At 64.5% G+C, this 23178-nt stretch carries 19 protein-coding genes, 1 tRNA gene and 1 pseudogene; 11 read left to right on the top strand and 10 right to left on the bottom strand.

The window, feature by feature from the left end; all coding sequences use genetic code 11:
• Position 1 precedes the first annotated feature (1 nt).
• On the bottom strand, positions 2-811 hold the full coding sequence (locus ACFQ2S_RS14530) for a metal ABC transporter ATP-binding protein (RefSeq protein ID WP_386075495.1): 810 nt from the start codon (positions 809-811) through the stop codon (positions 2-4).
• A gap of 10 nt (positions 812-821) precedes the next feature.
• On the bottom strand, positions 822-1787 hold the full coding sequence (locus tag ACFQ2S_RS14535; protein WP_386075497.1) for a metal ABC transporter solute-binding protein, Zn/Mn family: 966 nt from the start codon (positions 1785-1787) through the stop codon (positions 822-824).
• A 230-nt stretch (positions 1788-2017) separates the two neighbouring features.
• Here ACFQ2S_RS14535 and ACFQ2S_RS14540 point away from each other — a divergent pair.
• Positions 2018-2101: transfer RNA gene (locus tag ACFQ2S_RS14540), tRNA-Tyr, on the top strand.
• A 534-nt stretch (positions 2102-2635) separates the two neighbouring features.
• Positions 2636-2905, top strand: a pseudogene (locus ACFQ2S_RS14545) (integrase core domain-containing protein); the annotation flags it as partial.
• 182 nt (positions 2906-3087) lie between these two features.
• On the opposite strand, the gene ACFQ2S_RS14550 reads toward ACFQ2S_RS14545, so the two are convergent.
• The 8 genes from ACFQ2S_RS14550 to ACFQ2S_RS14585 all read right to left on the bottom strand — a co-directional run bounded on the left by ACFQ2S_RS14550 (position 3088) and on the right by ACFQ2S_RS14585 (position 14527).
• Complete coding sequence (locus ACFQ2S_RS14550; protein WP_386075499.1) at positions 3088-4074, bottom strand: C45 family autoproteolytic acyltransferase/hydolase; 987 nt, start codon at positions 4072-4074, stop codon at positions 3088-3090.
• A gap of 102 nt (positions 4075-4176) precedes the next feature.
• Positions 4177-5628 carry a biotin carboxylase gene (locus ACFQ2S_RS14555; protein ID WP_386075500.1) on the bottom strand — a complete coding sequence of 484 codons (1452 nt, stop codon included), beginning with the start codon at positions 5626-5628 and terminating at the stop codon, positions 4177-4179.
• A gap of 5 nt (positions 5629-5633) precedes the next feature.
• Complete coding sequence (locus ACFQ2S_RS14560) at positions 5634-8396, bottom strand: aminotransferase class I/II-fold pyridoxal phosphate-dependent enzyme (protein ID WP_386075501.1); 2763 nt, start codon at positions 8394-8396, stop codon at positions 5634-5636.
• A 51-nt stretch (positions 8397-8447) separates the two neighbouring features.
• Positions 8448-9416, bottom strand: coding sequence for a carbon-nitrogen hydrolase family protein (locus ACFQ2S_RS14565; protein WP_386075503.1), 969 nt, complete (start codon positions 9414-9416; stop codon positions 8448-8450).
• 88 nt (positions 9417-9504) lie between these two features.
• Positions 9505-9930 carry a universal stress protein gene (locus tag ACFQ2S_RS14570; RefSeq protein WP_386075505.1) on the bottom strand — a complete coding sequence of 142 codons (426 nt, stop codon included), beginning with the start codon at positions 9928-9930 and terminating at the stop codon, positions 9505-9507.
• Between the two features lie 14 nt (positions 9931-9944).
• Complete coding sequence (locus tag ACFQ2S_RS14575) at positions 9945-12704, bottom strand: TRAP transporter permease (protein ID WP_386075507.1); 2760 nt, start codon at positions 12702-12704, stop codon at positions 9945-9947.
• Positions 12705-12832: 128 nt separating this feature from the next.
• The gene (locus ACFQ2S_RS14580) at positions 12833-13795 is read right to left on the bottom strand and encodes a TAXI family TRAP transporter solute-binding subunit (RefSeq protein WP_386075509.1); all 963 of its coding nucleotides are present in this window, start codon (positions 13793-13795) and stop codon (positions 12833-12835) included.
• Positions 13796-13957: 162 nt separating this feature from the next.
• Positions 13958-14527, bottom strand: a complete 570-nt coding sequence (locus ACFQ2S_RS14585) for a cupin domain-containing protein (RefSeq protein ID WP_386075511.1) — start codon at positions 14525-14527, stop codon at positions 13958-13960.
• A 228-nt stretch (positions 14528-14755) separates the two neighbouring features.
• On the opposite strand from ACFQ2S_RS14585, the gene gabT reads away from it, so the two are divergent.
• The 9 genes from gabT to ACFQ2S_RS14630 all read left to right on the top strand — a co-directional run bounded on the left by gabT (position 14756) and on the right by ACFQ2S_RS14630 (position 22535).
• Entirely contained in the window at positions 14756-16147 is a 1392-nt protein-coding gene (gabT, locus tag ACFQ2S_RS14590) for a 4-aminobutyrate--2-oxoglutarate transaminase (protein ID WP_386075513.1), read from the top strand.
• Positions 16148-16265: 118 nt separating this feature from the next.
• Positions 16266-17594: an aspartate aminotransferase family protein gene (locus ACFQ2S_RS14595; protein WP_386075514.1), complete on the top strand. Its 1329-nt coding sequence runs from the start codon at positions 16266-16268 to the stop codon at positions 17592-17594.
• A 45-nt stretch (positions 17595-17639) separates the two neighbouring features.
• Positions 17640-19118 carry an NAD-dependent succinate-semialdehyde dehydrogenase gene (locus ACFQ2S_RS14600; protein WP_386075515.1) on the top strand — a complete coding sequence of 493 codons (1479 nt, stop codon included), beginning with the start codon at positions 17640-17642 and terminating at the stop codon, positions 19116-19118.
• Positions 19119-19582: 464 nt separating this feature from the next.
• Complete coding sequence (locus ACFQ2S_RS14605) at positions 19583-20176, top strand: hypothetical protein (protein ID WP_386075517.1); 594 nt, start codon at positions 19583-19585, stop codon at positions 20174-20176.
• Between the two features lie 3 nt (positions 20177-20179).
• On the top strand, positions 20180-20542 hold the full coding sequence (locus ACFQ2S_RS14610) for a hypothetical protein (protein ID WP_386075519.1): 363 nt from the start codon (positions 20180-20182) through the stop codon (positions 20540-20542).
• A 6-nt stretch (positions 20543-20548) separates the two neighbouring features.
• Positions 20549-20842, top strand: a complete 294-nt coding sequence (locus ACFQ2S_RS14615) for a hypothetical protein (protein ID WP_386075520.1) — start codon at positions 20549-20551, stop codon at positions 20840-20842.
• Entirely contained in the window at positions 20843-21013 is a 171-nt protein-coding gene (locus ACFQ2S_RS14620) for a hypothetical protein (protein WP_386075522.1), read from the top strand.
• A 123-nt stretch (positions 21014-21136) separates the two neighbouring features.
• Positions 21137-21565, top strand: a complete 429-nt coding sequence (locus ACFQ2S_RS14625; RefSeq protein WP_386075523.1) for a hypothetical protein — start codon at positions 21137-21139, stop codon at positions 21563-21565.
• A 97-nt stretch (positions 21566-21662) separates the two neighbouring features.
• Positions 21663-22535: a hypothetical protein gene (locus ACFQ2S_RS14630; protein ID WP_386075525.1), complete on the top strand. Its 873-nt coding sequence runs from the start codon at positions 21663-21665 to the stop codon at positions 22533-22535.
• The last annotated feature ends 643 nt before the right edge of the window (positions 22536-23178 follow it).

Raw genomic sequence — 23178 nt, forward strand, 5'->3', positions numbered from 1 at the left:
ATCAATGGGCCGCGAGTTCGAGGTCGTCGATCTGCGCCGTGGCAAGCCGGCCACCGTAAGCGGCCTGCAGGTTGGCCGCGGTGAAGGTGTCGGCCAGCGCCCCTTCCGCGACCTTCCGGACGTTGATCAGGAACACCCGGTCGAAGTAGTCGGTGACGGTCGCGAGGTCGTGATGCACGGCCACCACCGTCCTGCCCTGCCGATTGAGGGTTTTCAGGACGTCGATGATCGCCTTCTCGGTCGCTGCATCCACGCCGGCGAAGGGCTCGTCGAGCAGGTAGAGCTCCGCATCCTGCGCCAGCGCCCGGGCCAGGAACACCCGCTGCTGCTGGCCGCCGGAGAGCTGGCCGATCTGCCGTTCAGCGAAGGCGGCCATGCCGACGCGCTCGAGGCAGTCCAGCGCCCGGGCCCGATGCTGCGCATTGACCCGCCCGAGCAACCCAAGTTGCCGGTAAAGGCCCATCAGCACGACGTCGATGACGCGAGTCGGGAAATCCCAGTCCACGCTGGCGCGTTGCGGCACATAGGCGATCCGGTACCTCTGGCTCTTGAGAGGCTTGCCGTACACGGTGATCGCGCCGGCGAGCGGCCGGACCACCCCAAGCGATGCCTTCAGGAGGGTCGACTTGCCTGCGCCGTTCGGGCCGATGATCGCCGTCATCGAGCCATCGCGGAAGGTCGCGTCGACGGAGAAGACCGCCGGCTTCTCGCCGTAGGAGACGGTCAGGCCGCGGATCGCCAGCGGGCTTTCCGATACACTGTCGTCCGGCAGGGGCTGGCCGTGGTCGGTTGCGAGTTCCAGATGCGCCATGGCCTTGTCCTCAAATCCCGGCAGAGAGCTTGCCGTTCATGCCACGCCCCGGGGCCGTGCCTCCGAGCGCCGACGCGATGACGGTCACGTTGTGGTCGATCATGCCGATGTAGGTGCCCTCGTAGCTGCCCGGCTGGCCCATCGCGTCGGAAAAGAGCTCCCCGCCGATCCGAACCTCGTGCCCGCGCGCCGCCGCCCCTTCGATCAGGGCGCGGATGTTGCGGTCGGAGACCGAGCTTTCGACAAAGACCGCCGCGACCTCGCGTTCGACCAGCACATCCACAAGCTCTCCGATCCGGTTGAGCCCGGCCTCGGACTCGGTCGAAATCCCCTGGATGCCCAGAACCTCGAAACCGTAGGCGCGACCGAAATAGCTGAAGGCGTCATGTGCCGTCACCAGAACCCGGCTCTGCTCGGGCACCGTATCGAGCACGTCGCGCGCATAGGTTTCGAGCTGGGCGATCTCCGCCTCGAGAGCAGCCGCGTTGGCCTCCAGAGCCGCCTCCTGCCCCGGCAACACGCCGGCCAGCGCCTCGCGCACGACTGGGACGACCTGCGCCCAGATCTCCGGAACCATCCAGACATGGGGGTCGAACTTGTCGGCATAATCCGGGTGGCTGAGCAGCAGATCCCGCGGCAGCGCATCCGCAATGGCCAGCACATTGCCCCGCCGCTCCAGTTTGTGGAAGATCTCCTCCATCTGCGCTTCGAGATACAGTCCGTGCCAGAGGACCAGATCGGCTTTCGTCATTGCGACGATGTCGGTACGTGTCTGGCGGTAGGAATGCGGGTCCACCCCCGGCCCCATAAGCCCGCGCACGGAGACCGCCTCGCCACCGACGCGCATCGCCAGGTCGGCGATCATGCCTGTGGTCGCGACAACGTCGAGTGGTGCCGCGGCAAACCCCGCGCGGGGCATCAGCCCGCCGGCGAGTGCACTCGCCCCCATCGCTGCCAACAGCGTCCGCCTGTGCATGGCCACCTTCTCCGAAAAAAGTTGCAACGCGCGCCGCGCCGGATCACCGAGCGGCGACGTTGCAACATGTATATGAAACTCGTTCGCAAGAAGTCAACAAATTTGAGAACGATTATCAGATGCATAAATCAACATCCAAGCTCTCCGTCGCTCCGCCTCGCACTGTCCCCACATCATCGAAAATTTCCGGTTGACCCCGCCCAGCGGCAAAGCTATTCCCGCCCGGCGTCGGGCGACGTGCTGCAAGGTGCGGCAGCGGACTGTAACTCCGCCGGGGAGACCCATGCCTGGTTCGATTCCAGGGTCGCCCACCATCTTAATTCTCTTCCGTTAGTTGGCCCCACAAACTGTGAAGTTGGGACCCTAACAAAGATGGCAAGCCCTCTTCCCCTAACTCTGTTCAAGCGCGGCGAGACGTTTTCGTGCGGTACACTGTGCCTCAGGAACTCGTTGCAGGCGTGGGCCGAAAGAAAATCGTTCGGTGGCTGAAGACTAAGAACCTAACCGATGCTGTCTACAGCCGAGACTTGGTGCCGGACGATATCACAAAGACCGCCCTCAACGGCAACCCTATGCCGATGACGGCTCCCCCGTCTGGCGACAATAAACGACCGTGACGGAAGCAGCCCACCGTAGGCTGCAACTGGCTGACGGAATCCGCCCTTCTTCTCCTCGGAAGAATGATGCTTGCGTGTCTTGCGGCGATTGTCTTTGACAACCTGTTCAGCCGTCGGCTTCGTTGTTCCGGATTTCTTTCTCTTCTTCACTCCTTGGTGGTTCAGATGAGTCAGAAATCCTCCCTTAAGCAAATCCCTCAATCACGCCCATAAGCACTGATGCCGGATAGCACCCTCATCTTTGCCCGGCAGCTCGGCCTGAGGCCATGCTTCACGCCGGTGAAAAGATCGCAGTCGAACGTTATCTCGGAGGCATTCGTCAAGACGCTCAAGCGCGACTACGTTCACGTGAATCCACTGCCGGACGCCGAAACCGTCGTGCCCTTGCTGGCCAGCTGGATTGAGGACTGCAACGATAACCACCCGCACTCCGGCCTGAAATGGCGCTTGCCGCGCGAGTTCATCAAGGCCACAACCGAAACCGCTGAGGTGTCCGGTTAAAAGGGGGCCAGTCCAAAGACTCGCCCCCCCATTGACCCAGACCCTCGGCTCGATTTCAACCGCATTTGTCCCGATCCATTCGGCGACAGGCGTGACGATCCCGGCGCGGCCTTCACGGACCGCAATCCGCTGGCGGCGAAAGGCTTCGCCAAGCCCCTCCTACACGGAGACGCCGCTTCCCGTCAGATGTAGCTGTCCGCGAAGGGATAGGAGATCGACACCACCCCTTCAGTGAACGCGTCGAAGCTCGCCCGCAGGGTGTGGTGCGGCCAGAGGAGCCGCATCGTGCCCTCGCGCGGCCAGTAGGCGGCGGTGTAGAGCGTGCCGAAACCGGATCCGAAGGCCGTCGAATAGAGCGGCGGCTGAAGGAAATGGTGCAGGAAGCGTTCCTCGGTTTCCGGGTGCAGCGACAGCCGTTGCAGCAGGAACCGCTCGCGCTCCACCGTCGCCGTCAGGCGGGCATGGCTCGCCCATTCGACGCGCTCCTGGTGATTGGTGGCAACCGGCACATGGGCCACCATCGTGGGCCGGTCAGGGGCGAGATAGGCGGTCATGAACTGCCGGTCCGCATCGATCACGGTGACGTTGTAGCTCATGTGGCAAGGGACGCGCTGCAACACGTCGCAGGCTTCCTCCGCCGTCGTGCAGGTCTGGAGAATGTAGCGCAGGATGAGTGGGACCCCGAACCCCTCGCCGATCGCACGGCGCCCCCCAAAGGTCAGCGACACCGCGAGCCCGGCGTCGTTCATGCCATCCACCAGTCCGAACAGCCCGTCCGACGTGCCGATTACCCCGCGCCCCTGCCAACCCGTCTTGAGCAGAACTGCATCAAAAGCCCTGGGGTCGTAGTCGTAGTTGCGCACCAGGAGTGGCGTGTCGCCGGGCCAGATGGCTTGGCTGCAGCCCGAGAGGTAGCGGGGCGGACAGAAGAAACTGAGGAACCGCGCCTGCAGGTCACCGCCGCCGGCGGCCTCGCACAGATCGTCGTAGAGGTCGAGGATCTCCGGCATGCTGCGCCGGATGGCGGCACGGCTCTCGCTGTATGTCGGTCGCGTGGTGAGGCCCTCGCGGGCCCACCAGGTCTTGTAGGCTGGCCAAAACTCGGAAAACAGCGCCGCCCATTTCGGGCCCGGCAGTTCCTCATCGATGGCACGAAAATGAACCGTCATAGCTCCAGATGATCCCAATCCGGCATTGGCGCAAGCCGATAACGGTCTGTGAGCGAGGCGCACAACCGGGTGCGCCCCGCTGATCCCGCAACCTTGCGCCGCCTACATGATCTTGAATGCCGGGTCCTCGTAAGCCTGCGCCGAGGGCAGCGGCCGGGCGGAATAGGCGTTCTTGATCCCGTCGATCCAGCGCTTCGATTTCTCCGTCAGCTTGAACCCCTTGGTCATGGAGCGCCCGCGGGTGACCAGGATCCCGAGGTCCGCCCCCTCGTAGCGGTAATCTCCGACGTTGGAGATCCGCAGGAAGAAGGCCTCGTCCTCGCTCTCGACCGCGCGCCGGTGATAGTCGAACCGGTCGAACACCACCCGCCCGTCGGGCATCATCCGGTAGATGCCGGATTCCGGGGCGCGGGTTATGATGTCGACGCTGTCCTCGGTATGCTTGATGACCATCTGTGACCAGCTGTCAATCATGTCCGGGTCTGCCCAGCGGGCGTTCAACTCGTCCACGTCGAGGTCGAAAGGCTTCTTCGAGAACTCCAGCAGGTGGAACAGGAACAGCGGCGCGTCGGCATGGGCAAAGGCCGCGTGGTTGGTCATCGAGGAAGCGCCGGTGATGCGCGGGTTCAGCTCGCCCAGCCAGATGTCGTCGCTCTTCTTGTCGATCAGGAAGTCGAGCTCGAAATAGCCGCGATACCCCTCCTTGCGCAGCTGCTCGCCGAACTGGAACGTCAGGTCGCGGGCCTTCTGGCGTTGCTTGGGGGAGAAGGCGGTCGAGAAGATCTCGTTTCCGCACCAGCCGCCGCGATAGGGTGTCAACTCCTTGAAGCCGACCAGTTCGGTCATCAGCGGGCCAACGATGGTGCCCTGGCTGGTGGCGCAGGCTTCGATGGCCGAGCCGCGGCAGTCGATCCGCTTCATGATCTTGATCTCGCCCTGCCCGACGATCTCGTGCGCATGCTTGCGGAAATCAGCCTCGGTCTTGATGAAGAAGGTGGTGTGGCCGGAATCGCCGAAGGCCGATTGCAGCACGAGATCCTTGCCGAGTCCGGCCTTCTCGCAGAGCGTCATCAGGTGGTCGAAACTCTTCACCTTGGACAGCGTGTTCGGCACGGAGGGCACGCCGGCCTTGTTGCCGACCCGCACGGTCTCGATCTTGTTGTCCATGTGCGTCCGGAGCCGCGCCTTCGGGAACCAGACCTCGCCGCCCAGTTCCTTGACCAGCTTCTCGGTCTTCTCGTCGAACATCAGGAAAACGAACTTGGGCTTGCCACCGCGCGCCTTCACGAAATCGACCACCTCCTTGTGCTGCAGCAGGTAGTTGTTGATGTCCTCGATGGACTGGAACTCGTCATGCGGCACCTCGGAGGGCACCAGCACGTTCGGGTGCCGGCCGTCGAAGCAATCCATGTAGCAGATGTACTTGAAATTCTTCACCCATTCGTCCAGCCCGAGCAGGTTGAAGTTGGTGGCAGAGACGAAATAGATCGGGTCCGAATTGGTGTGGAAGTATCGACGGATCTCCGAGATGTTCTTCAGCGTCTTCTTGGGCATCTGGTCTAGCTCCCTTCCGTGTCTCTGGACTTGAGGGACGCGAGCGCGTCCTTGGTGAATACGCGCAGGCCGAGGTCGGCCCGGAACCCGTGGATCTCCGAGACGTCGAGCGCCCGCATGAAGGCGAGGATCTCGGGGCTGATCACCTGCCCCGGCACCAGGATCGGGAAGCCGGGCGGATAGGGGATCACGAAGCTGGCCGAGACCAGCTCCTCGCCTGCGTTGAGCCGCTCCATCAACCGGTCGTCGAGCGGCAGGTAATCGCAGTTCTCCTCGGTGTAGGAGAGGAAGAACGCCGAGCGGATGTCGCCTTCTGGCGTCTCGCCGGCATCCCGGAACGCATCGTGAAAGCGGCTGAAGTCCGGCAGTGGCGGCACATGTTCGACCAGCGCCGCAACTCGGTTGTCGAACGACCTGCGCTCCATCCTGGAGGCATCGTCGAGCAGGTCGTCGAGCTCGTTCGCGATCTCGACCAGCACTTCGATCAGGTAGGCGACCGACGAACGGGTCGTCCCGATGTTGGTCATGAACAGGACAGTATTACGCGAGGTCTTGTTGATCTGGATCCCGTACTTGTCCATCAGGATCTTGGTCTTGAACGTGTCGCCGTCCCACCCGGTGCCTCCCACGGCGAGCGTGACGCGGGTCGGATCGAGCACGAACTCATCCGTGGACCAGATTTCCCAGGTATCCAGCCAGCCCTGTTCAGGGTCGTAGTAGCTCTCGATTCCGCTTTCCCGGTACTCTTCCGGGATCATGTCGCTCGGCGTCAGCAGCTTGAAGTACTTCTTCAGCAGCGGATGGGTGGTCACCGCGCGGCGGATCGCCATCGCGCTCTCGACCTGCCGCTGGACGAATTCGTAGCCCTCAAGTTCCACCTGCCGACGCCCGACATCCAGCGAGGCGATGATCTGGTAGTTCGGCGAGGTCGAAGTATGCGTCATATAGGCCTCGTGAAAGCCCTCCTCGACCTCTCCCTTGAAGTCCTGATCGTTGACATGGATCATCGAGCCCTGGCGCAAGGACGTCAGGGTCTTGTGCGTGGACTGCGTGGCATAGACCCGGACGCGCGCGTCGGGCGGCGGCACGAGCCGCGTATTCAGGATCGTCTCGTCGTCGGCGTCCTTGAGCAGCTTTTGCTGCGCCTCCCAGGCGGCCGCGGTTTCATCGGTCTTGAGCGTTCTGCGCAGCGTGTTGGCCACTCGCATGGCAGTCCGCAGACGATAGCTTGGCCCGAAGCGCGCAAATGCGAACCAGGCCTCGTCCCACAGGAAGATCAGGTCTTTCTTGATGGCGAGGCATTCCTCCATCACGCGCTGGACGTTGTAAACCAGCCCGTCGAAGGTGCAGTTGGTCAGCAGAACCATGCGCACCCGGTCGAGCTTGCCCTCCGCCTTTAGCCGCAAAAGATTGTGCTTGATTTCGCGGATCGGCACCGCGCCGTACATCGAGTACTCATGGAGCGGATAGCTGTCCATGTAGACGACGCGAGCCCCTGCCAGCACCATGCCGTAGTGATGCGACTTGTGGCAGTCGCGGTCGATCAGCACGATGTCGCCCGGCTTGACCAGCGCCTGCACCACGATCTTGTTGCAGGTCGAGGTGCCATTGGTCGCAAAGAAGGTCTGCTTGGAGCCGAAGGCGCGGGCCGCCATGTCCTGCGCTTCCTTGATCGGCCCTCGGGGCTCCAGCAGGCTGTCGAGCCCGCCCGACGTTGCGGATGTCTCGGCCAGGAAAATGTTGGGGCCATAGAAGGCGCCCATGTCCTGGATCCAATGCGACCGGGTGATCGACTTGCCGCGGCTGATCGGCATCGCATGGAACACGCCGGTCGGCTGCTTGGAGTATTCCTTGAGGGCGGTGAAGAACGGTGTCTTGTACCGCGCGGTCACGCCCCGAAGGATGTTCAGATGAAGCTCCAGGAAGTCCTCCTGGTTGTAGAACACCCTGCGGCAGCGGCCCAGATCCAGCCCGGCGATGTCCTCAACCGAACGGTCGGTGACCAGATAGGCGTCGAGCTCGGGGCGGATCTTGGCGATCAGCCGGCAGGCTTCCGGCCCGAATTCGCTCGGCGCCAACGAATCCACTTCCTCGTCCTGCCCCAGGTGCGACACGTATTCGTCGAGGATCGGCAGCTTGTTCTTGGACTTCAGACTTATGCCGGGGCGGATGACCACCGCCTGGACATTGTGGTTGAACAGGATCCCCAGCAGAGCGTCCTCCAGAGAGGGAACGACCACCGGCTCGTAGATGAACGGATCCTCGCTGCGCCGCATGCGTTGCAGGCTGGAACGCAGGAAGCGTTCATGCTGCTCGGCAACGTCGTCGACAATCAGGACCTCGAAGTAGGGCCTGCCGAGGGCGCGCGCTTCGGGCGACAGCGCGGCCTCGTCCTCGTAGTCCTCGTTGTCGATCTCGGAGGAATTCAGCGGAACGGTACGCCGCCGGTAGGCGCCCGATGTCAGGGCCCGGGCGATCCGGCGGACCGACACCGAGAGATCCTCGATGTTCTCCTGCGCCAGAAGACGCCGCAGGTTCTCGAAGACCGCGGCGCCAGGAAACGCCCAGTAGGTTTCGATCGGGGCCAGCGCTTCCATCAGATCCAACGCGGTGGTGCGCAGCTTCTTGCCCTGCCTGCTGCTCACCCCGTTGCGTTGCATCCCCTCGCAGGCTTCGCGCAGCGCGCTCCACCTGTCGGCCCGCAGCTGAGTGGCGCTGAAATAGTCCCGAATGGTGGGGAGCTTCTGCTCCCCGGTCTGCGCGTTCATGGTAACCCCTCCCTGGTTGTCATGGCGCCACGTGACGGAACCCGTTCGCGGTCAGTCCGATCCCGTCTTGCCATGGAAGACGGAAAAGTTCTTGGGCGGCGTTTCGGCCTTTTCGAGATAGCCCAGTGCGGTGCGCGGATCGGTGGACTTCAGCCCCGCTGCAGACCCCTGCCCCGGCGTCGCCAGCGGCCCCAGCGTCTTGAGATAGGCATCGGCCCCGCTGTCGCGGTCATAGACGGTGAACTCCGCATCGCGGTCCCGGAAGCTCTTGAGCACCTGGCCGAGACCCTTCAGGCCGGTCTCGCGCTGGCGCCGGACCTGGTCGAGATCGACCTCGATCGGGAACATGTCCTCCTGCCCGGCCGACTGGTGCAGCACGGTCGCCGCCGGGTCGACCACGAGCGAGCGCCCCACCCCTCCAGCCGCCAGGCCGTTCACGTCGAAGACGTAGCACTGGAACTGCGCGGCGGTCGCGCGTGCGATCGCGATCTCGGCGTCCCGGTCGGTGGTGCCGGTCAGGACCGGGTGCAGCAGCACCTCGACCCCCTGGCTGGTGAGCTGCCGCGTGGTTTCGGGGAACCAGATGTCGTAGCAGATCGACAGGCCGAACCGGCCGACCTCCGGCACGTCGAACACACAGAACTCGGTACCGGCGGCGATACCTGCCTCATAGGGCCGGAACGGAAACATCTTGGAATACTTGGCCACGATCTCCCCGTCCGGGTTGATCACGACGGACGTGTTGTAGATGCGGCCATCCTCGCGCTTCTCGAACATGGAACCAGGAATGAGCCAGATCTTGTAGCGGCGGGCATCCTCCTGGAAGATCTCCAGCGCCTCGTTCGGGAACGGCTGCGCGTAGCGGTCGAGCGGGCCGTAGGGCGCGAGCTCGGAAAACAGAACCATCTGCGTCCAGGGAAAGCGTGCCATCAGGATCTCGATCCGGTGGCGCATGGCCTCCACGTTGGAGTGCAGTGCCGCGACGTGCATTTGCACGCCGGCAATGGCGAAAGGCGTCATAGGCGTTATTTCTCCAGTTGGAAGTTCGTCTCCTCCCCGAGAGAACTCCTGATCCGGCCCGAGGGCCAACAGGTCGTGGGTCGCGCCGTCACCTAACCACCATCACGGGGATGGTGGCATGGCGGACGACCTTCTCGGCATTGGAGCCGACAAGCATCGTCTGCAGGTCGTCCGGCGGGTGGGACGCCATCACGATCAGATCGGCGCCCAGTTGTTTTGCCGCGTGCAGCAGATGTTCCGGCACGTGGCCATGCTCGACATGCACGACCACGTTGGTGCCCTCCGGCACGTTCTCCTCACAGAACGTGTCGAGTTGCTCCTTCATCTGCTGAAGTGCCCGTTTCTCGAAGTCCGCGGGCAGGAAGGACGAGATCATCGCCGATCCCAGATCGTGCACGATGCCCAGCACATGCAACGTGCCCTCCGAACCGCAGAGTTTCACCGCCATCGGCAGCGCCTTGTTCCAGGACGCCGGGTGGTTGAGGTCGATCGGCAGAAGTACGTTGGCAAACATCGCGTTCCCTCCCGTCAGGCGGTTGCCGGAAGCGGCGTCGCACGGCGCCGCTGAAGCATGATGATCCCGGCCAGAAGCAGGAGCGCCGGCAGGTACATAAGGTACTTGGACGGCTGCGAGCCGGGCGCAAGCACCTCCACGATTTCCTGGTCCCAATCGAGACCGGCCTTCTGGGCGGGGCTGTCGAAGGCGACATTGTCGATGATGACCTTGCCGTCCCGCTCGACCGCCTCGATCCCCGAGGCCAGCAGCCGGTCCGCGCCGGTCTCCCCGTCCGGCACCGGCACGAGCGCGGTGAAGGTTACCGGATCGCCGACCGAGTTCAGCCCGTTCACGGTGAGCCGCAGATCGTTGCCCGGCTCGGTGGCTTCCATCGCCTGCTCGAGCTGCGCCGGCGGCAGCGTCTCGAAGGGCGGCACCACCATGTCCATCCAGAAGCCAGGACGGAAGAAGGTGAAGGCGACGAGCAACAGGGCGATCGATTCGTAGAACCGGTTCCGGGTCAGGAACCATCCCTGCGTTGCCGCCGCGAAGAGCAGCATGGCTATTGTGGCCGTTATGAAGACGAAGATGCCCTGTACCCACCCGACATTGATCAGCAGCAGATCGGTGTTGAAGATGAAGAGGAAGGGCAGCGCCGCCGTCCGCAGCGAGTAGAAGAACGCCACGACACCGGTACGGATCGGATCGCCCCCCGAGACCGCCGCAGCCGCAAAGGAGGCGAGGCCCACCGGCGGCGTCACGTCTGCCATGATGCCGAAGTAGAAGACGAAGAGGTGCACGGCGATCAGCGGCACGATCAGCCCGTTCTGCTGACCGAGCGTCACGATCACCGGCGCCAGCAGCGCCGAGACGACGATGTAGTTCGCCGTGGTCGGCAGGCCCATGCCGAGGATCAGACTGAGGATCGCGGTGAGCAGCAGGATCGCCATGATGTTGCCGCCCGAGAGCACCTCGACCACATCGGCCAGCGCCGAGCCGACACCGGTCTGGCTGACCGCGCCGACGATGATACCGGCGGTCGCGGTGGCGATGCCGATGCCGATCATGTTGCGCGCACCGGCTTCCAGCCCCTCGATCAGTTCGCGGACGCCATTGCGAAGCGCGCCGCCGAGGTTCCCCTCGCCGCGGAAGATCGCTTCGATCGGACGCTGGGTGAGCAGGATGAAGATCATGAAGGAGGCCGCCCAGAAGGCCGAGAGGCCCGGGCTCAGGCGGTCTACCATCAGCGCCCAGACCAGCACAACAACCGGCAGCAGGAAGTGCAGACCGGCGCGGATGGTCGGCCCCGGAAGCGGCAGTTTCGACACCGGCGCGTTGGGGTCCTCCAGCTTAAGCCGCTCCTCGCGACAGGAGATGTAGAGGAGCCCGACATAGACCACGGACAGCATTCCGAAGATCACGTATCCCGCCGCGGCCCCGAAGACGGGCCGGATCCAGCCCATCGTGAAGTAGACGGCGAAGGACAGCGCGCAGATCGCCGCGATGGTGAAGGCAAGCGAGATCAGCCAGGCGACGAGCGGCTTGGGCTCGTAGGCGCGCGGCAGGCCCTGCATGTTTGCTTTCATCGCCTCGAGATGCACGATGTAGACCAGCGCGATATAGGAAATCACCGCAGGCACGAAAGCGTGCTTGACCACGTCGAAGTAGGGAATACCCACGTATTCGACCATCAGGAACGCCGCGGCGCCCATCACGGGGGGCATGATCTGCCCGTTCACCGAGGAGGCCACCTCGACCGCGCCGGCCTTCTCGGCGGAGAAGCCCACGCGCTTCATCAGCGGAATGGTGAAGGTGCCGGTGGTGACCACGTTGGCGATGGAGGAGCCGGAGATCAGGCCGGTCATCGCCGAGGACACCACCGCCGCCTTGGCGGGTCCGCCCCGCATGTGACCCATCAGCGAGAAGGCCACCTGGATGAAGTAGTTGCCGGCCCCGGCCTTGTCGAGCAGCGAGCCGAACAGAACGAAGAGGAACACGAAGGAGGTCGACACGCCGAGCGCGATGCCGAAGACGCCTTCGGTGGTGATCCACTGGTGGTTCACGACCTCGGAAAGGTTGTTGCCCTTGTGCGCGATGATGCTGGGCATCAGCGGGCCGAGGAACGTGTAGACGAGGAAGACCGTGGAGACGATCATCAGCGCCGGACCAAGGGCACGGCGCGTCGCCTCCAGAAGGATCAGAAGTCCGATCACCGCGATCACGAAGTCGGGCAGGATCGGCGCACCGACCCGCTGCGCGATGGCATCATAGGCAAAGTAGAGATAAAGCGACGAGGCCGCGCCGGCGATGGCGAGCGCCCATTCCCAGGGCGGCACCCTGTCCTTGGGCGAGCCGAGAAGGATAGCAGCGATCACACCGAGCCCGATTAGCGGCACCCACCAGACGGACGTGCCGTCCTTGGCGGCGTACATGAACAGCACAGACAGCAGCGCCGGAACGCCCACCGCAAGGGCAAGCTGCACCGGCGTGCGGGCCGCGGGATAGGCGGCATAGGCGAGGAACAGGGCAAAGGCGAGGTGGATGGAGCGCGCCTCGGTGTCGTTGAAGACGCCGAAGCCGATCATGAAGGGGATGGGGCTCGCGATCCAGAGCTGGAACAGCGACCAGACGATCGCCGTCACCATGATCAGGCGCGTAATGGGTGCGGAAGGCGATCTGCCGCCGGTGTCAGAGGACGCGACGAGTTCGTCGAGTTCGCTCTGGCTGAGGCCGGCATGACCCGCCGCTGCTTGTTCGACAGCCGCTGCCTCGAATTGCTTGTCGTCGCTCATGGGCGTGCCCCCGTTCGCCCGGCCGCCGGCGCGATTGGTCGCCTCATGCAGGCCGATGTTGGGTTGTGCGGCCCGAAGCGGCCCTGCCCGTATGGCAGGGCCGCCCGGATCGCGTTACTTCCGGTGCGTTACTGAATCCAGCCGCGCTCGCGATAGTATTGCTCGGCGCCCGGATGCAACGGGGCGCTGAGGCCGTCGGCAATCATGTCGGCTTCCTGCAGGTTCGCAAAGGCCGGATGCAGGCCCTTGAACCGGTCGAAGTTGTCGAACACGGCCTTCACGACGGTGTAGACAACGTCATCCGGCACATCGGCGGAGGTCACGAAGGTCGCCTTGACGCCGAAGGTGTCCACGTCGTTGTCGGTGCCCTTGTACATGCCGCCGGGGATGGTGGCCTTGGCGTAGTAGGGATTGTCGGCGACCAGCTTGTCGATCGCCTCGCCCGTCACGGGCAGGATCACCGCATCCACCGTCGAGGTGGCTTCCTGGATGGAGCCGTTCGGGTGGCCCACGGTGTAGATGATCGCGTCGACCTTGTTGTCGCCGAGCGCCGCCGATTGTTCGGCCGGCTTGAGCTCGGAGGCGAGCGCGAAATCCGCATCCGACTTGCCCATGGCGTTCAGCACGACATCCATCGTGGCGCGCTGACCGGAGCCGGGGTTGCCGACGTTGACCCGCTTGCCGAAGAGATCGTCGAAGGTGGTCGCGCCGCTGTCGGCACGGGCGACGACGGTGAAAGGCTCGCCATGGACCGAGAACACGGCCCGCAGCTTGTCGACCTGCTTGCCCTCGAATTCCGAGCTGCCGTTGTAGGCATGGTACTGCCAGTCGGACTGGGCCACGCCCATGTCCATGTCGCCGGCCGAGATGGCGTTGATGTTGGCAATCGAACCGCCGGTGGACGGCGCAGTGCACTTCAGATTGTGCTCGGCGGTGCCGCGGTTCACGAGGCGGCAGATGGACTGGCCCACCACAAAGTAGACGCCGGTCTGTCCGCCGGTGCCGATCGTGATGAAACGCTCCTGCGCCGCAGCGCCCGTTGCGGCGACCGCAATCCCAGCAGCAACCGCAATGGTGCGAAATGAGGTCATTTCTTTCTCCCTGATTGTGACCGTCTCATGCGACGGACTCTCAATGTTAAACGCGAGTCCTGTTCACCAACCAACGCTAACAGGTTGATCTTGTGTGGCAACAGGTATCGCATCTGCGACATCTTCACGCCGCGTTCCGCACACGGAACGGGCGATCAATCGTCAGAAACTCGGCGGCGTGCAAGCGCTTATGACGATGCACGGCGCCGAGAAGGCATTTCGGAACCGGTGGGGCAACCGACTGTCGAAAAGGTATCCATCACCGGGGTTTAGAACACGAACCTCATCTCCGACTGTCACCTCGATCAGCCCCTCGACCACGATTCCCGCCTCCTCGCCGTCATGGGTCAGGAACTCCGGCCCGGTGTCCGAGCCGGGCGGGTAGGTTTCGTGCAGAAGTTGCAGCGCGTGCCGCGATGCATCCCCGAGTTGCCGCAACGACACCCGCGCTGCCGCGGCCCCGAGTCCGACCTCCTGCGGCGAAAGCTCGACGAAATCATCCCTCGTATAGAAGTACTTTGGCGTGGGCGAGGATTCGACCTCCTGGAAGAACTCCGACAGCGTCATCGGCACGGCATCCAGCAACCGCTTGAGCGACGCCACCGACGGGCTGGACTTGTTCTGCTCCATCAAGGAAATCGCACCGTTGGTCAGTCCGGCACGGGCGGCCAGTTCGCGCTGCGAAAGACCGCGCTGCTCGCGCACCTCCTTCAATCTGCCGCCAACGTCCACCTAGCCCACCTCACTCATCGTGCGTTCGAAAAATTAAGCGGTAGAAGGCGTCTCCGGTCAAGGGGATTCTAGAGGTGATCCGCAAACCATTGTTATAAAGCATATTTAAGAGATCAACGGATGGAGCGCGACCAGACGGGCTCACAGCGGCCCGGATTCAGATTGACAATAAAAATAAGCGCACAATAAGAATATTTATCATTCATGACCTCAAGAGGAGGGCGATCGATGACCGCCACGACGGTGAAGGGAAAGAAAAAGGCTGCCGCCAAACCGACGGGCAAGGCGCCCCGGGCGAGCGCCGCCAAAACGCAAACCGTTGTCGGCGGTGCCTCAAATGCCGACCTGCTGAAGCGACGCCAGGCGGCTGTCGCGCGCGGTGTCGCCTCGGCTGCGCCGGTGTTCGCGGACCGCGCCGAAAATGCCGAGCTTTGGGATGTGGAAGGCAGACGCTACATCGACTTCGCCGGCGGCATCGCGGTGCTGAACACCGGCCACCGTCACCCAAAGGTCGTCGCCGCCGCCAAGGCGCAGGAGGACCGGTTCACGCACACTTCCTTCCAGGTCGTTCCCTACGAATCCTATGTCGCGCTGTCGGAGAAGCTGAACGCGCTCGCCCCCGGCGACTTCGCCAAGAAGACGCTGCTTGTGACGACCGGCGCGGAAGCCGTTGAGAACGCAGTCAAGATCGCCCGCGCAGCCACCGGCCGCCCCGGCGTCATCGCCTTCACCGCGGGCTACCACGGCCGCACCCTTCTAACGCTCGGGCTGACCGGCAAGGTCTCGCCCTACAAGAAGGACGTCGGCCCCTTCCCCGCCGACATCTTCCGCGTGCCCTTCCCGAGCGTGCGCGAGCAGATCACGGTGGAGGATTCGATCCGTGCGCTCGAGATGCTGTTCAAGACCGATGCGCAGCCCGACCGCGTGGCCGCGATCATCCTCGAACCGGTCCTTGGTGAAGGCGGCTATCACCCGGTCCCGGCCGAGCTGTGGCAGGCGCTGCGCGCGATCTGCGACCGGCACGGCATCCTGCTGATTTCCGACGAGATTCAGGCGGGCTTCGGCCGCACCGGCACCTGGTTTGCCGTCGAGCATTCCGGCGTCGCGCCGGACCTGATGACGGTCGCCAAGAGCCTCGCCGGCGGCTACCCGCTGGCCGGCGTCGTCGGCCGCGCCGAGGTGATGGATGCGCTCGAGCCCGGCGGGCTGGGCGGCACCTACGGCGGCAACCCGGTCGCCTGCGCGGCCGCACTTGCGGCGATCGAAGCCATCGAGACCGAGGGGCTGCTTGCCCGCTCCACCGCCCTCGGCGAGACCCTGCGTGCCCGATTCGCGGACATGGGCGCCCGCGTCGCCCCCTACCGGATGTGGGACATCCGCGGCCTTGGCGCGATGCTGGCGGTCGAGTTCGTGACCGATTTCGAAAGCGCCACGCCCGATGCGGCACTGACAAAGGCGGTGGTCGCCGGTGCCCTGGAGCGGGGCCTGATCCTGCTGTCCTGCGGCATGGACGGCAACGCGATTCGCATCATGGTGCCGCTGACCGCCTCTGACGCGATCATCGACGAAGGCATGGCAATCTTCGAAGCCGCGCTTGCGGCAGCCATCGCGGCCGAATAACTCCGACGGAACCGGCGCGGGACCGTCCCGTGCCGGATTTCCCGGGCCGCACAGCGGGTGCTAAACTTGGGTGCAGGATCGCGCAGACCGTAGTCAGGCCCAGTCAGGAAGGTGACCCATGTCCCACATTTTCCCCCGCCACACCCGCCAGCTCCCGCCGATGGCTGTGTCAGGTCAGGGCTGTTACCTTATCGACGAGACCGGCAAGCAGTACCTCGACGCCTCGGGCGGCGCAGCGGTCTCCTGCCTCGGGCATGGCGACCGGGAGGTCATCGAGGCGGTCAAGGGCCAGCTCGACCAGCTCGCTTTTGCCCACACCGGGTTCTTCACCTCGAAACCGGCCGAGGATCTGGCCGACATCCTGATCGCAAATGCGCCGGCCGGGCTGGACCGGGTTTACCTGGTGTCTGGCGGCTCCGAGGCCACCGAAGCCGCGATCAAGCTCGCACGGCAGTACTGGGTCGAGAAAGGCGAGCCGCAGCGCGGCCGCGTGATCGCCCGCAAGCAAAGCTACCACGGAAACACCATCGGCGCGCTGAGCGCAGGGGGCAACGAGTGGCGCCGGGCGCAGTTCGGGCCACTGCTGCTCGACATGAGCCATATCGACCCCTGCTACGAATACCGCCTGCGCCAGCCCGGCGAAAGCGCCGAGGAATACGGCCGCCGCGCCGCCGACGCGCTGGAAGCCGAACTCCTGCGGGTCGGCCCCGAAACGGTCATGGCCTTCATGGCCGAGCCCGTGGTCGGCGCGACCGCCGGCGCCCTCACCCCTGCCCCGGGCTATTTCAAGCGAATCCGCGAGATCTGCGACCGCTACGGCGTGCTGCTGATCCTCGACGAGGTGATGTGCGGCATGGGCCGCACCGGCACGCTCTTTGCATGCGAACAGGACGGCGTCGCGCCTGACATCGCCTGCATCGCCAAGGGCCTCGGCGCCGGCTACCAGCCGATCGGAGCGATGCTCTGCTCCTCCGAGATCTACGACGCACTCGTGAACGGCTCCGGCTTCTTCCAGCACGGCCATACCTATATGGGCCATCCCTCGGCTGCAGCCGGCGGTCGGGCCGTCGTGGGTGCCATCCTAGGCCGGGACCTGCTGCCACGGGTGAAGACGCAGGGCGAGGCGCTGGCCGACCGGCTGGCCGACCGGTTCGGACAGCATGCGCATGTGGGCGACCTGCGCGGGCGCGGGTTGTTCCGCGGCATCGAACTGGTCGAGGACCGCGAAACCAAGGCACCGTTCGATCCCGCAAAGGGACTGGCAGGCAAGATCAAGAAGGCGGCCTTCGAGGCCGGGCTGATCTGCTACCCGATGTCGGGCACCATCGACGGCCGGCAGGGCGACCACGTCTTGCTCGCTCCGCCCTTCATTATCGAGGACACCCAGCTCGACGAGCTGATCGACAAGCTGGACGGCGCTATCTCGAAGGCGCTCGCGGCGGCCTGACACGGCGGCCGGCCCAAGCAACGCACTGACACCAAGGGAGTTCCCATGCTCGACACACCGACCGAACTGAAGGGCCTGCTGAAGGATCCCGAGCTGCTAGCGACGAAGGCCTATCTCGCCGGCAGCTGGGCCGACGCCGACAACGGCGCCACCTTCGAGGTGACCAACCCCGTCAACGGGAACGTCATCGCCCGCGTGGCCGACCTGACCCGCGCCGAGACCGCTCGCGCGATCGATGCCGCCTATACCGCGCAGAAGGACTGGGCGAGCTGGACAGGCAAGGAACGCGCCGCCGTACTGCGCCGCTGGTACGACCTGATGGTCGAACACGCCGACGACCTCGCCACGATCCTGACGGTGGAACAGGGCAAGCCCCATGCCGAGGCCCGCGGCGAGATCCTCTATGGCGCATCCTTCGTCGAATGGTTTGCCGAAGAGGCCAAGCGGATCTACGGCGAGACCATCCCCGGCCACCAGCGCGACAAACGAATCACCGTGATCCGCCAGCCGATCGGCGTGGCCGCCTCCATCACGCCCTGGAACTTCCCCAACGCGATGATCACCCGCAAGGCGGGCCCGGCGCTCGCCGCCGGCTGCGCCTTCGTCGCCCGCCCCGCGGCCGAGACGCCGCTCTCGGCCCTCGCGCTCGGCGTGCTGGCGGACCGTGCCGGCATCCCCGCGGGCGTCTTCTCGGTGATCCCCTCGTCCCGCTCCTCTGACATCGGCAAGGAGTTCTGCGAGAACCCGAAGGTCCGCAAGCTCACTTTCACCGGCTCCACGGAGGTCGGGCGCATCCTGCTCAAGCAGGCCGCCGACCAGGTGATGAAATGCTCGATGGAGCTCGGCGGCAACGCGCCCTTCATCGTCTTCGACGACGCCGACCTCGATGCCGCCGTCGAGGGGGCGATGATCTCGAAATACCGCAACAACGGCCAGACCTGCGTCTGCGCCAACCGGCTCTATGTCCAGGCCGGCGTCTACGACGCCTTTGCCGAGAAACTCGCCGCGGCGGTGGAGAAGATGCAGGTGGGAGACGGGCTCTCCGAGGGCTCGCAGCTCGGCCCGCTGATCAACGAGGCCGCGGTCGAGAAGGTCGAGGAGCATATCGCCGACGCCGTGTCGAAGGGCGGCAAAGTCATCACCGGCGGCGCCCGGCACGCGCTTGGCGGGACCTTCTTCCAGCCGACGATCGTCACGGGGGCCAGCAAGGACATGGCCTTTGCCCAGGAAGAGACCTTCGGCCCCCTCGCCCCGCTCTTCCGCTTCGAGACGGTCGACGAGGTGATCGAGTTGGCAAACGACACGATCTTTGGCCTTGCCGCCTATTTCTATGCCCGCGACCTGAGCCGCGTGACAAAGGTGTCCGAGGCGCTGGAATACGGGATGGTGGGCGTCAACACCGGCCTGATTTCGACCGAGGTCGCCCCCTTCGGCGGGGTGAAGCAATCCGGCCTCGGCCGCGAGGGCAGCCACCACGGGACCGAGGAATTCCTCGAGATGAAGTATATCTGCACGTCGGTCTGACCCCTGTGTGAACGACGACAGGACAGGACGGCGCCCCGCGCCGCCCTGTCCTGCGCCCCCCCTGGGGCCTTGCAAACGGGTTGCTCCAGCCAGGCGCGATCGGAGCCCGCCTCTGGCACGCCCTACAAGGGCCGATGCCCGGTTTCCCAAAACTGTCAGATCACGGACATCCGGGCATTGCCTTATCTGAAGATTGTCCGCCGCACACTTTCCGCACGCGATGGTCGTGGAGTATTGCTGTGGGGCCAAAACAGAAATGGTGACGTTGAACAGCGTTGTAGGTCGCACGACCGGAGCGGAAGCCGAAAGTAGCGTGCTCTTCGGAACGCCGGGCGAGCGCCTGAAGGACCTCAGCCTGATCGTTGCCGAGAGCGACACCAGCAGCTCCAACGGCACCTTCAACTTCCGCCTCGCTCTCGGGCGGCGCCGTCATCGGGGGCGAAGTCGTAGTCGACGCGGCCGCCGTGACGGATGGCGGGGCGAGCGTCAGCTATTTCTTCGGCGCGCCGATCATCGGACCGGCTAGCTCCTTTCTGCTGGCGGGCTTCATTCGCCTTTTCGAAGGGGAGGGCAGCATAACTGCCCGCTTCCGCTTTGCCGATTTCAGCATCGATTTGCCGAGCGACGCCCCGGGCAACAGCGGCGCCATGGACGAGGGGGAGATCGACGCGACGGAGCTGACCATCTCCAAGATCCTGGCCTCCGGCCTGCCCCCCGATTGCGATGGCGAGACCGTGCGCACCACCGGCATCATCACCGCCATGTCCGGCTACGGATGCTACCCGCAATGCGTGGTCGGCGGCGGCGACGACGCCACCTCGGACGCGATCCACGTCCATGACTTCTCCCACGGCCTCATCGTCGGCGACGAGTTCGAGAACGTGGCTAAAGCCAGCGAATACGTGCCCGGCGGGTCCGGCAGCGGCAACCAGCCGACGACCGAGCCGGTCGACGTGCAGGCCTCCGTCGCGACCTCCGGCAACAGCGACGTCGGCGACCTGACGGGCGAGACCACCAGCCTGACCCGCACCGACAGCGGCCTGACCATCGCCACCTAGAACGTGCTGAACCTCGGCTCGAACGATGCCGACGACGACACCGACGTGGCCAAAGGGCGCTTCGATGTCATCGCGGCGCAGATCGTGGAGACCCTCGACAGCCCGGACATCATCGGCTTGCAGGAAATCCAGAACTCTGATGGCTCGAAAATCAGCGACATCTCCTGCGCCGAAGGCACACTCCAAGCGCTGATCGACGCGATCATCGCCGCCGGCGGCCCGCAATATGCCTTCATCGACACGCCCGACGTGCCGATGACCTATATCGACGAGAACGGCGAAGCGATCCGGCCGGTCCGCGGCGAGCCGGGCGGGGACATCCGCATCGCCTTCCTCTGTGACACGACGCGCGTCAGCCTCGTCTAGGGCTCCGTGCGCAGGCTGGCCGGCAGGGATGGCGACGAGTATCCCTCCTTCGAAGGGCGCATCCCGCTCGTGGCCTGGCTCCGGTTCACCGGCGGTGGCGCGACGGATGGCCCGGTCATCAACGTCATCAACGTGCACTTCTCTTCGGAGAGCGTCTCCGCGCCGATCATGTGGACGACCCAGCCCTTCGATACCGCCGAAGCGCACGGAAGTCCCGCAATCAACGGCTCGGTCGACCAGCGCAAGCTGCAGGCGCAGTTCATCGCCGATTGCATCGAGAGCGTGGGCGATGACGCGTAGGTGGTCGTGCTCGGCGATTTCAACGAGTTCGAGTTCGTTTCGCCGACCGAGATCATTGCCGATGCCAACCTGACCAACTTCACGAACTTCCTGCCGGAGGACGTGCGCTACAGCTACGTCTTCGAGGGCAACAGCCAGTCGCTCGACCACATCAGGTCGACAACGGGCTGACAGTGATGACCGAGGTGGACAATGTTCCCGTAAACGCCGAATTCGCTGCCACCGACACGCGCGCCTCCGGGCCATGACCCGATCGTCGCCTGGATCGACTTCGCTCAGGTGGTCGAGGACGTCATGCTTTGCGTGCTGGCCGAGACCTTCCGCACGTTCCACACCTGCGACCTGCTCGCCAACGACTTCGCCCCGACCGGCAAGAAAGTCTGCATCGTCCGGCTGCAGGATGACGGCACGATCCTCGTCAACGCGACCAAGCCTGAGAGCGAGATGCGCTTCACCTACTGCGTCTCCGACGGCACCAACAAGAGCGAGCTGGCCGCGGCCGGAGTCACCAACCTGACGCCGGACTTCACCCGCGATCTGCTGCATTTCCCCGAACTGCAAGCCGGCGGTGCGCCCGCAGAGGATGCGCCGCGCCTGTCGGCTGTTCTCAAGACCCTGCGAGGCGAGGATGTGGGCGCCGACGGCACCCTTACACCGTCCTCGGGCGACGCCTTCATCCCGGGCCTGTTCTACCAGGCCTCCGCCACCGTCGTCTTGCCCTGAATGATCTCGATCACCAGGGCCGTTTTACGCTTCGCCGTCCAACGCTTGATGCTGTCGTCCAATGGTCCACTCATCGCTACGTTTTACTCCTTGTAGCATGAGCAGGATTTCACTGGGTCGGTACACTACGACGCCCGCGCTCGCTCTTGTCTGCTCGCCCGGTGCCATCGGCATCGCGCCATTCTGGGCCGATACCATCCCGACCGCGGCCGAACTGGACGCCCTGCCCGCCGAGATCGATGCCCTGCTCGACGCGAACCCGGAGATGAACAAGGTCATACTGCTCGCCTACGGGCAGCAGCTTTCGATCGAGCAGGAACTCGCCGCGCGCCCCAGGGACGTGGACGTGATTGTCGCCGGCGGGTCGAACACCCGCCTCCTCGACGAGACCGACCGACTGCGCGACGGCGACAGCGCGCAAGGCGAGTATCCGATCTTCATCGAGAACGCCGGCGGCACCACCGCCGCCGTGGTCAACACCGACGGCAGCAACAGGTATGTCGGCCGGCTGGTCGTCGTCGACTTCGATGCGGATGGAAGCGTCACCCCGGAGATCTCCTGCGCCTACGCCACCGTCGCGCAGCGCCTGGCCGACCTGAACGCGGAAAACCTTTTCGCCCATAGGGTTCAGGCCATCGCGGACGCGATCCAGGATCAGATCCTCGCGGCCGAGAGCAATGCCTCAGGCATCTCCAACGTCATCCTGAACGGCACTCGCTCGGGCACCTTCGCCTCGGACGATCTCGACGGGAGGCGAACGCAGGAGACCAACCTCGGCGATCTCACGGCGGATGCGAACCTCGCCCATGTCAACGAGATGCAGGACAGCGTCGATGTCTGGCTCTCGCTCAAGAACGGCGGCGGCATCCGCGCCTCCATCGGCCAGACCGTGGTCCCCGCGGGCGGCACAGCGAAGGATGCCTTCGCGGATCATTTGCGCGACACCCAAGCGACCGCGGACACCGCCTAAGACGTGGCCGACATCGGGCCCGACCTGGGCACCCGCATCGGCAAGGTCGCCGACCAGACCGGCGCAGACCTCGATGCCGCCATCGACGACGTCCTCATGTCCGACACCTTCCTGATCGCCTTACATGATAGACAGGCAATAGACATGCCCCCACCGGAACCATTCCGGTGGGGGCATCTTCCATGCAGCAACTTTCCGGGGCCGGTTACCGCGACCGGAAACATCAATCGCGATCGGTTCCCAGCCAACCACGCCGTGCTTGCGAAGGAGGCTCCGCACCAGGATACGGAGTCGTTCCGAAGGCTTCCACCCGCAGGCAAGAGCCGCTCAGCCCGCCAAGAAAGGAACGCCACACAGGCAGATCCGAGCAAATGGTCCGAAAGAGCGACAGAACGGCATGATTTCCCGGGCCCTGCCGACGCGGATGTCAGAATCGGCCACGCATGCTCGGAAGGGGGGGGGCGACCACTTGGTACCATCGCCCATGCGGCATGCGTCAGGCCAGCCTTCAAGAAGTTGGCCCGACACCTCCCTGAAAGCCTTCAAAGGAAGATAAAGTCATCCGCCGCTGCTTCAAGTTCGAAGCGGTCGATGGAGCCTTCGAAGAACTTCTCCAACCTGTCGGCGACACCGTTGCCGGAGC

The organism is Tropicimonas aquimaris, assembly GCF_042676185.1.
Taxonomy (GTDB): Bacteria; Pseudomonadota; Alphaproteobacteria; order Rhodobacterales; family Rhodobacteraceae; genus Tropicimonas; species Tropicimonas aquimaris.